Source organism: Mycobacterium alsense (assembly GCF_002086635.1).
GTDB lineage: Bacteria > Actinomycetota > Actinomycetes > Mycobacteriales > Mycobacteriaceae > Mycobacterium > Mycobacterium alsense.
Map to the genome: position 1 here is coordinate 1 of NZ_MVHD01000090.1, position 9,521 is coordinate 9,521.

At 71.4% G+C, this 9,521-nt stretch carries 7 protein-coding genes and 2 pseudogenes; 4 read left to right on the top strand and 5 right to left on the bottom strand.

What is annotated here, in order from left to right; all coding sequences use genetic code 11:
* Positions 1–2,700: pseudogene (locus BST11_RS29040) on the top strand (PE family protein); the annotation flags it as partial.
* A 36-nt stretch (positions 2,701–2,736) separates the two neighbouring features.
* The gene (locus tag BST11_RS26070) at positions 2,737–4,026 is read left to right on the top strand and encodes a competence/damage-inducible protein A (RefSeq protein ID WP_477472537.1); all 1,290 of its coding nucleotides are present in this window, start codon (positions 2,737–2,739) and stop codon (positions 4,024–4,026) included.
* A gap of 2 nt (positions 4,027–4,028) precedes the next feature.
* Here the strand turns inward: BST11_RS26070 and BST11_RS26075 are convergent, their stop codons facing one another.
* Entirely contained in the window at positions 4,029–5,366 is a 1,338-nt protein-coding gene (locus tag BST11_RS26075) for a sialate:H+ symport family MFS transporter (protein ID WP_372509731.1), read from the bottom strand.
* Here BST11_RS26075 and BST11_RS26080 point away from each other — a divergent pair.
* Together BST11_RS26080 and BST11_RS26085 are read left to right on the top strand one after the other, a co-directional pair.
* A complete protein-coding gene (locus tag BST11_RS26080; RefSeq protein WP_067321806.1) occupies positions 5,356–6,423 on the top strand; it encodes an amidohydrolase family protein in 1,068 nt (355 codons plus the stop codon). The genes BST11_RS26075 and BST11_RS26080 overlap by 11 nt on opposite strands.
* A gap of 23 nt (positions 6,424–6,446) precedes the next feature.
* Entirely contained in the window at positions 6,447–6,836 is a 390-nt protein-coding gene (locus tag BST11_RS26085) for a phage holin family protein (RefSeq protein WP_067321803.1), read from the top strand.
* A 24-nt stretch (positions 6,837–6,860) separates the two neighbouring features.
* Here the strand turns inward: BST11_RS26085 and BST11_RS26090 are convergent, their stop codons facing one another.
* The 4 genes and pseudogenes from BST11_RS26090 to BST11_RS26105 all read right to left on the bottom strand — a co-directional run.
* Positions 6,861–7,643, bottom strand: coding sequence for an enoyl-CoA hydratase/isomerase family protein (locus tag BST11_RS26090; protein ID WP_067321800.1), 783 nt, complete (start codon positions 7,641–7,643; stop codon positions 6,861–6,863).
* Positions 7,640–8,629: an FAD-dependent oxidoreductase gene (locus BST11_RS26095; RefSeq protein WP_244897786.1), complete on the bottom strand. Its 990-nt coding sequence runs from the start codon at positions 8,627–8,629 to the stop codon at positions 7,640–7,642. The genes BST11_RS26090 and BST11_RS26095 overlap by 4 nt, the downstream gene beginning before the upstream one ends.
* Positions 8,630–8,645: 16 nt before the next feature.
* Positions 8,646–9,161 (bottom strand): Rv1352/Rv1906c domain-containing protein, encoded by a 516-nt coding sequence (locus BST11_RS26100; protein ID WP_083141075.1) that lies wholly within the window; start codon positions 9,159–9,161, stop codon positions 8,646–8,648.
* A 68-nt stretch (positions 9,162–9,229) separates the two neighbouring features.
* Positions 9,230–9,521: pseudogene (locus BST11_RS26105) on the bottom strand (SRPBCC family protein); the annotation flags it as partial.

The following is a 9,521-nucleotide window of genomic DNA, read 5'->3' on the forward strand; positions in this document are numbered from 1 at the left end:
GGCGGCACCGGCGGGACCGGCGGCACGGGATCGGTTGGGGCCAGCGCCGGCGCGATGGGCGGCGCCGGTGGCACCGGCGGCGACGGCGGCCGCGGCGGCGATGGCGGTGCGGGCGGCGCCGGCGGCAGGGGCTCGCTCTTGTTCGGCCAGGCGGGCGCCAACGGCGCCGGCGGACAAGGCGGCGTCGGTGGCGACGCCGGCATGGGTGGCAACGGCGGTGACGGCGGCGCCGGCGATGCGGGCACCCACACCGGCGGCACGGGGGGCACCGCCGGAAACCCCGGCGGTGTGGGCGCCGGCGGCAACGGTGCCGGCGGCGCGGCCGCCGGAGCTTCGGGCTCCGCGTCCACCGGCGGCACCGGCGGCACCGGCGGCGCCGGCTACGACGCGACGTCCGCCGCCTCCGGCACCAACGGCGGTAACGGCGGTAACGGCGGCGACGGCGGCCTGTACGGCACCGGCGGGGCCGGTGGGGCCGGCGGTAACGCCTCGGCCGCCGGCGGGGCCGGCGGCAAGGGCGGCGACGGCGGCGCCAGCCTTTTCCATGGCGGTAAGGGCGGCAACGGCGGCGACGGCGCCGGCACCGGCAATGGCGGAAACGGCGGAAACGGCGGGAACGTCACCCAATCCGGGACCGCGGATGCCACGGGCGGCGACGGCGGCAAGGGCGGCACCGCCGCAGGGACCGGTACCGGCGGCACCGGCGGCGGCGGGGGCTACGCGCACATCCTCAACACCGGCTCCACGGCGACCGCCACCGGCGGCGGCGGCGGCATCGGAGGCGACGGCGCCAGCGGCGGAAATGGCGGCTACGGCGGTTCCGTGCAAACGTACGGAACCGGAAACCTCAACCCGGGCACCGGCGGCGATGGTGGCACGGGCACGGCCTTCGGCGGCGGTGGCGGCGGCCAGGGCGGTGGGGCCGACGTCAACAACACCGCCTACACGCATGACGTCATCGGCGGCACCGGCGGACATGGTGGCAGCGGTGTCAGCAACGCCGGCTTCACCCAACCCGGTCACGGCGGGCGGGGCGGCGATGCGGAAGTCGACGGCAGCCTGTCCACCGCCAGGGCTATCGGCGGCCAGGGCGGCGCGGGCGGCAACGGCAGCACCGGCGACGGCGGGATCGGCGGCGACGGAGGTGACGCGACCAACTACGGAACCGGGGACGCCTTCGGCGGGGGCGCTGGGTCCGGCGGGACCGCCGGCAACACCGCCACCCCGGGCGCCGGCGGCCGGGGCGGTGGCGCTTACGTCCAGGTCACCGGGACCGGAAACGCCTTCGGACACGACGGCGCGAACGGCATAGACAATGCCGCCGGGACCGCCGGCGCGGGTGGCGGTGGCGGAGACGCCCGCATCTTCAACACAGCCTCCACGGGCAGCGCCACCTCCGGCAGCGGCGGGACCGGCGGCAACGGTGTCAACGGCGGTTCGGGTGGTTTCGGCGGGGTCGCCTACACCTCCGGAACCGGGACCCTCACCCCCGGTCACGGCGGCGATGGGGGCACCGGCACCACCGGCGCCGGCGGATCCGGCGGCCAAGGCGGCAGAGTGGAAGTCAACAACGCCGCCTATCAGCACGACATCACCGGCGGCCAGGGTGGAGCGGGCGGTACGGGCTTCAACAACGCCGGCCCGCTGCAACCCGGCCGCGGCGGGGCCGGCGGCGACGCGTATGTCGACAACAGCGGATCGACGATCAAGGCCATCGGCGGCACGGGCGGCGCGGGCGGCGCTGCCACCGACCCCGGGAACCTGACCACCGACCCCGGCGGGACCGGCGGTATCGGTGGCGCCGGCGGGTACGCCGAGAACCACGGCTCTGGAGATGCCGTAGGTGGCGCCCCGGGCGCGGGCGGGGCCGGCGTCAATGGCGGCTCCGGCGGCCAAGGCGGTACGGCGTGGAACTTCGGGACCGGGAACGCCATCGGTCACGACGGCGCGGGCGGGACCGTCGGCGCCGACGGCACACTCACCACGCCCAGCGGCACCGGCGGGTCCGGCGGAGCCGGCGGCGATGCGCGGATCTTCGGCGCCGCCTCTCCGGCTACCGCCACCGCCGGCCACGGCGGGACCGGCGCGAATGGCGGCGCGGGCGGCGGGACGAGCGGGTCCGGCGGCTCGGGCGGTCATGGCGGTTTCGCATACACGGCCGGGACCGGAAGTGTGACCCCGGGCGACGGCGGGCGTGGCGGCGACAGCGGCGACCTGACCGGAGGCTCGGGCGGCAGTGGGGGCAAAGGCGGCGGCGCGGAGATCAACAACGCCGCCAATACCAACAGCGTCATCGGCGGCAAAGGCGGAGACGGCGGCGCCAGCTACAACGACATTGCCGTCATCTACGGCAACGGCGGTGACGGCGGTAACGCCTACATCGACGCCCACGGCTCTACCGGCGACGCCACCGGCGGCGCGGGCGGTCGCGGCGGTGACGCCGTCACCTTCGCCGGAAACGGTGGGTCCGGCGGGACGGCGTACAACTCCGGAAACGGGATCGCCACCGGCGGCGCCGGTGCCAACGGCGGCGACGGCGGATTCCAGGGCGGGGACGGCGGCAACGGCGGCGACGCGTACGTCTACACGGGCAACTCCCCCGCCAATGCCATCGCGGGTGCCTTCGGCCTGGCCGGGACGGGCAACGGACCGCCCGCGCCCGTCAACGGCAACCCCGGTACCACCGGGTCATTGCCGTAACGAACTGCGCCGCTCCCCGCCAGTAGGCTCATGCCGGTGAGCGCACGCGCGGGCATCGTCGTCACCGGAACCGAAGTCCTCACCGGACGCGTCCAGGACGCCAACGGCCCCTGGATCGCCGACCGGCTGCTGGAGCTGGGCATCGAGCTGGCCCACATCACCATCTGCGGCGACCGGCCCGCCGACATCGACGCGCAGCTGCGCTTCATGGCCGCCCAGGGCGTGGACCTGATCATCACCAGCGGCGGCCTGGGTCCCACGGCCGACGACATGACCGTCGAGATGGTGGCCCGCTTCTGCGGACGCGAATTGGTGCTCGACACCGAGGTCGAGGAAAAGATCGCGAACATCCTCAGGAAGCTGATGGGCCGCAATCCCGCCTTCGACGCCGGCAATTTCGACTCCATCCGGGCCGCCAACCGCAAGCAGGCCATGGTCCCCAAGGGCGCCCTGGTGCTCGACCCGGTGGGCACCGCGCCGGGAGTGGTGGTGCCCGGCACGCCGACGGTGATCGTGCTTCCGGGGCCTCCGCGCGAACTGCAACCGATGTGGCGTACGGCCATCGCGACCCCCGCCGCGCAGGAAGCGATCGCGGGCCGAACCACCTACGAGCAGAAGATGATTCGCATGTTCGGGCTACCGGAGTCGGGGCTGGCCGAAACGCTGCGCGACGCCGAGAAGACGGTCACCGGGTTCGACGCGCTCGAGATCACCACCTGCCTGCGGCGCGGCGAGATCGAAATGGTCACCCGTTACGAACCGCACGCCGCCGACACCTATGCCCAGCTGACCAAGTTGCTGCGCGAACGCCACGCACAGCAGATCTTTTCCGAAGACGGCTCGCGCGTCGACGACCTGGTCGCGCAACTATTGGCGGGCCGCTGGATCGCGACGGCCGAATCCTGCACCGCGGGCCTGTTGGCGGCCCGGCTGACCGAGCGGCCCGGGTCGTCGGACTACGTGGCCGGCGGCGTGGTGTCGTACTCCAACGAAACCAAAACGCAACTGCTCGGCGTCGACGGCGCCCTGATCGAACAACACGGCGCGGTGTCCGAGCCGGTGGCCGAGGCGATGGCGGCGGGCGCGTTGAAACGGTTCGGGGCCGACACCGCCGTCGCGATCACCGGGATCGCCGGACCCGGCGGTGGCACACCGGAAAAGCCGGTGGGCACAGTGTGTTTCACGGTCGCCCTGGGCGCCGCGGGCGCCGTCGAACACACGGACACCCGGACGCTGCGGCTACCCGGCAACCGCTCCGACGTCCGGGAGCGATCCACGACGGTGGCGATGCACCTGCTGCGCCGCCTGCTGACCGACGCCGACTGAATTCACGCCATCTCGGTCGGCAGAAACGCGCTTTCGGCGGTGCCGAAGCGAATCCCGGTGGCGTCCTTGCCGATCAGCGTCAGCAACGCCACCGCGACCAGCACCGGCACGATCGTCGCCGCCAACGCGAAGGGGTAGCCGTGCGACTCGGCCAGGCGCTCCTGGATGGGCAGGTTGAACGCGGCCAGCAGGTTCCCCAGCTGGTAGGTCACGCCGGGGTAGAGGCCGCGGATGGCGTCCGGCGACATCTCGGTCAGGTGGGCGGGGATCACGCCCCACGCACCCTGCACGCAGAGCTGCATCAAAAACGAGCCGAGGCACAGCATCGCCGCGGTGCGCGAGAAGGCGAACAAGGGCACGATCGGCAGGCCCAGCAGCGCGCAGAACGCGACGGTGTAGCGGCGGCTGAACCGCTGTGACAGCGACCCGAAAACCAATCCGCCGATGATGGCGCCGACGTTGTAGGCGACCACGATCCACTTGACGGTCGCGCTGGACAACCCGGCGCCGCCGTTGGCCGTCGCCCCGAGGAAGGTGGGGTAGACGTCCTGGGTGCCGTGGCTCATCCAGTTGAACGCGGTCATCAGCAGCACCAGGTAGACGAAGCGGCGGACCACCGCGGCGTCACGCAGCACGTCGCGAATCCTGGTGCTGGTCAAGCGCATTCGATCCTGGGCGGCCTCCCACACCTCGGACTCCTCCACCCGGTAGCGGATGATCAGGCTGATCAACGCCGGGACGATGCTCAGGCCGAACAACCAGCGCCACGACAGCCCCAGCCAGTCCATCACCACCAGCGACGCCACGCTCGCCAGCAGATAGCCGAACGCGTAACCCTCCTGCAGCAGCCCGGAGAAGAACCCGCGCCGCTCGACGGGGACCTTCTCCATGGCCAGCGCGGCCCCCAAACCCCATTCGCCGCCCATGCCGATGCCGTACAGCAGCCGCAGGATCACCAGGATGGTGAAGTTGGGCGCGAACGCGCACAGGAACCCCACGGCGGAGTAGAACATCACGTCGACCATCAGGGGGAGGCGCCGGCCGACGCGGTCGGCCCACAGCCCGAACAACAGCGCGCCGACGGGCCGCATCATCAGGGTGGCCGTGGTGAGGAACGCGACTTCGGCCTTGCTGTGGTGGAAGGTCTTTGCGATGTCGGCGTAGACGAGCACCACGATGAAGTAGTCGAAGGCGTCCATCGTCCAACCCAGCAACGCCGCGGTGAATGAGTTTCGCTGGTCGGCGGTCAATTTCTTTCGGGGACGTTGCGGGGTCACGTCAGCATCGTGCAGTACCGGGCGGCAGTCCGCGAGAGTAAGTTCCGCATACATGCGAATCATCGACGCCGACGGACACGTCGCCGAGAACTCCTCGCTGGCGGTCGAAGCGATCAAGCGCTGGCCGCAACACGTCAAACCGAGCGCCGACGGGCGGCTGCGGTTGACCCTCGAAGGCCGCAACTATCCGGAGGACCAGGGCCCCGGCGCGGGCTGTCCGCCCGAGCACGGGATCAGCAAGGCGCCCGACATCAATTGCCGTTCGCCCGAGGGCGTGCTCGGCGACGCCGACCGCGACCACATCGACACGATGGTGCTGTACCCGAGCATGGGGCTGTGCGCCCCCAGCCTGGAGGATCCCGAATTCGCCGCCGGGTTCTCGCGTCTGTACAACCAGTGGATCGCGGACTACTGCGCGTCGTCCGGCGGCCGGTTGCGCGGCGTCGCCGTGACCCCGATCGAGCACGGCCAGGCGGCGATCGACGTCATGACCGAGGCCAAGGAGCTCGGGCTGGTGGCGACGCTGGTCCCACCGGCGCTGAAGACCCGCAACCTGGATCACCCGGACCTCGACCCGTTCTACGCCGCGGCCGTCGACCTCGAGATGCCGCTGGGCATTCACGGCGCCCCCGGCATCCACCTGCCGAAGATCGGCGTGGACCGATTCACGAACTACATTCAGGTGCACTGCATCAGCTTTCCGTTCGACCAGATGACGGCGATGACCGCGATGGTCTCCGGCGGCGTCTTCGAGCGCCATCCCAAGTTGCGGGTCGCCTTCCTCGAGGCGGGTGCGGGCTGGGTGCCGTTCTTCATCGACCGCCTCCACGAGCACTACGAGAAGCGCGGCGACTGGGTCGAGCGCGGCTGGCGCCGCGACCCGCACGACTATCTCCGGGCGGGCAACATCTTCGTGACGTGCGAGCCGGAGGAGCCGATCCTGCCCGGCGTGATCGACGTGTTGGGCGCCGACTTCATCATGTTCGCCAGCGACTACCCGCACTGGGACGGCGAATGGCCGGAGAGCACCAGGCACCTGCGGACCCGCCCGGACATCAGCGAGGAGGCGCGCGAAAAGATCGGCGGCCGCAACGCGCAGCGCTTCTACAACCTGAACTGATCGCGCTGGCAGGATGTTGGACCATGGGCCCTTTTCTGCTTCGCGCCGCGCTGACCGGACTCGCACTGTGGATCGTCACGCTGTTCGTGCACGGGATCACCTTCGTCGGTGGTGACACGAGGCTGCAGCGCGTCGGCATCATCTTCGTCGTAGCGGTGATCTTCGGTCTGGTCAACGCGTTCATCAAGCCGATCGTCCAGATCCTGTCGATCCCGCTCTACATCCTGACGCTCGGGCTGATCCACATCGTGATCAACGCGCTGATGCTGTGGATCACCGCGTGGATCACCGAGCACACCACGCACTGGGGGCTGCAGATCGACCATTTCTGGTGGACCGCGATCTGGGCCGCCATCGTGTTGTCGATCGTGAGCTGGGTGCTGTCGCTGGTGATTCGCCGCGCCCGCGCCTGACGGCGCCCGGGGCTCGCCTGGGTTTCAGCGGCCCCGCCACCGTGGCGGTCGCCGTTCGGCGAAGGCGCGCGGCCCCTCCTTGGCGTCCTCGGTCTCGAAAACGCGGTCGCTGTGCCGGGTTTCGTTGTCGTAGGCCGACGCGAGGTCCAGCGCCAGACCCTCGACGGCGGACTGCTTGGTCGCGAAGACCGCGAGCGGCGCGTTGGCCGCGATGCGCTCGGCGTACTCGTGCGCGGCGTCCATCAGCCGCTCCGCGGGCACCACCCGGTTGATCAGTCCCATGGCCAGGGCCTGCCCCGCGTCCACCATGTCGGCGGTCAGCAACAGCTCCATCGCCAGCGGGTAGGGCATCTGGCGCGGCAGGCGCACGGTGGTTCCCCCGCCGGCGAACAGGCCGCGCTTGGGTTCCATCACCGCGAACCGAGCCTCGGGCACGGCGACGCGAATGTCGGTGGAGGTCAGCATCTCGAAGCCGCCCGCGACACAGGTGCCGTTGACGGCCGCGACGATCGGCTTGTACACCGGAAAGCGGTGCAGGACGGCGTGGATGGCGTCGTCCTTGTTCCAACCCTCGGGCCTGGGCAGGTCGCCGGTCAGTTCCGGGATGAATTTCTTGAGGTCGGCGCCCGTGCAGAAGTCGCGGCCGACGCCGGTGACGACCGCGACCCACGCCTTGTCGTCGTCGCGGAACGCCGCCCATGCGTGAGCCAGGTCGCGGAAATGTTCCATGTCCAGCGAATTGCGCGTCTCGGGGCGGTTGATCGTGACGGTGGCGATGTGGCCGTCCAGCCGGTAGTCGATGCTCACCGCGCGCCCGCCCCGACCAGGCGCACGACGTCGCGCGCGCAGCCCCACGACAGCGTGACGCCGTTGCCGCTGTGACCGTAGTTGTGCACGCAGCGCGCGCGCCCCAGCGGTTCGGCCTCCACCCGCACCGACGGCCGGTCGGGACGCAGCCCGGTGAGGACCTCGATGACCTCGGCCTCGCGCAGCCGCGGCTCGATGCGGCGGCAGTCCCGCAGGATCCGTTCGGTCACGTCGGGGTCCGCGGTGGTGTCCCAGCGGCCGGGGATGCTGATGCCGCCGCACACCACGCGCTGCGGGTGGGGAAAGAAGCAGGTCCATTCCGGGCCCCGGTTCATCTCGATAAACAGTTGGCGCAGACCGGGATTCGTCAGGATGACGTGCTGGCCGAACAGCGGCCGCACCGTATCGTCGCCCGTCAGCGCGCCCGCGCCGAGGCCGGCGCAGTTGACGACGATCGGCGCGGCGTCGGCGGCCTCGGCCAGCGAGCGCACCGGGCGCACCTCGACTTCGCAGCCGGCCGCGGCCAGCCGCCGGGTCAGGTAGTCGAGATAGCGCGGCATGTCGATCATCGGCATGATGGCGCGAAACCCGGTGCCGAACCCGTTTGGCACGTCGGACGGGTCGGCCGGGCGCAGGTCGGGGATCAGCCGGGCCGCCGGCGAGTCCGCCTCGGATTCGCCGAGTTCGCCGACCGCCAGTGCGGGCGCCATGCGTACCCCGGTGTCCGGGTCGTCGGCCAGTTCGCGGAACACGCCCAGCGAATGCTCGGTCCACCCCAGGGTCTGTGCGGCGCGTTCGGCCGGCTGCGGGGGCGCCCACACCGCGCCGGCCACGACCGACGTCGTCTGGTGCGGCATCGCCGCCGCCCACACCCGCACCGGCCAGCCCGCTTCGGCCAGGCATACCGCCGATGTCAGGCCGCTGACGCCGGCGCCGACGACAACGATCTGTTGGATCGGTTGCGGGTCACCCGCCTCACTTGCCAAGGGCCGCAAGCTCCCGTCAGGGATGGGGGGGTTGCGGGCCGTTCTGGCCGCCGAGCAGCCCGTTGAGGATGCCGAGCGCGCCCTGCGTGCCGGGCGGCGGCGCGTTGGCGGGCGGCGGCGCGTCGGGGGTCAGCTGCCAGGGCTGGCAGCCCGACGTCTTGAACGATTTGTCCGTCGGCTCGATCTGCACGACCTGTGGCTTCTTGCTCAGGGCGTTGTCGATGAGGTTGCCGTCGGGGTTGCCCAGCCGCTTCCAGTAGCAGGTGCCGTTCTCGACGGGCCCCGCGGAGCTGTAGATGCCCGGCGCGATGTCGGATCCGACCGCGTAGGTGCCGTCCTTGTCGATGCTCGTCTTCGGCCCGGCTCCAGGTGACGCGGCCGGCGACGGGGACGGTCCCGCTGAGGCGGTCGGCCCGGGCGGCGGCGTCGGCTGCGGATCGGCGCCGGCGACACCCGCCGACGGCCAGCCCGCGAGCAGCAGGCCGGCGGCGACGAGGGGCGCCGCCACGGGTGCGCCCAGCTTGAAACCCATGCACAGCAGCGTACCGGGGCGAACGGCCCATTTCACATTCGTTGGCGCCGCGCGCGCTCACGCAGGGCTCAGTCGAGCCGACGCACCTTGCCCGCGTAGCCCAGCGCGTGCTCGTAGACCTCGAGGTTGTCGCGCGAGATCCTGGCGTGCACGGGGCGCTCGAGGAAGAAGCGCAGCACCGGGTTGTAGGCGTGGTAGGTCTCGTGGAACGTCAACACGGTGGTGCCGTCGGGCTGCTCCTCGAGTTCGTGGTAACCCTCGGCGCGCGACCACAGCGGCGCGCCGACGGCCACGTAGCGCGACAGCTTGTTGAGCTTCGCCTCGGTCACGGTCTCCCAGGACCGCGCCCGGCCGCCCGAC

Coding starts and splice junctions, on each gene's coding strand:
- BST11_RS26080 (WP_067321806.1), top strand. CDS start 5,356: ATGCGAATCATCGACGCCGACGGACACGTCGCCGAGAACTCCTCGCTG.
- BST11_RS26075 (WP_372509731.1), bottom strand. CDS start 5,366: ATGATTCGCATGTATGCGGAACTTACTCTCGCGGACTGCCGCCCGGTA.
- BST11_RS26085 (WP_067321803.1), top strand. CDS start 6,447: ATGGGCCCTTTTCTGCTTCGCGCCGCGCTGACCGGACTCGCACTGTGG.
- BST11_RS26100 (WP_083141075.1), bottom strand. CDS start 9,161: ATGGGTTTCAAGCTGGGCGCACCCGTGGCGGCGCCCCTCGTCGCCGCC.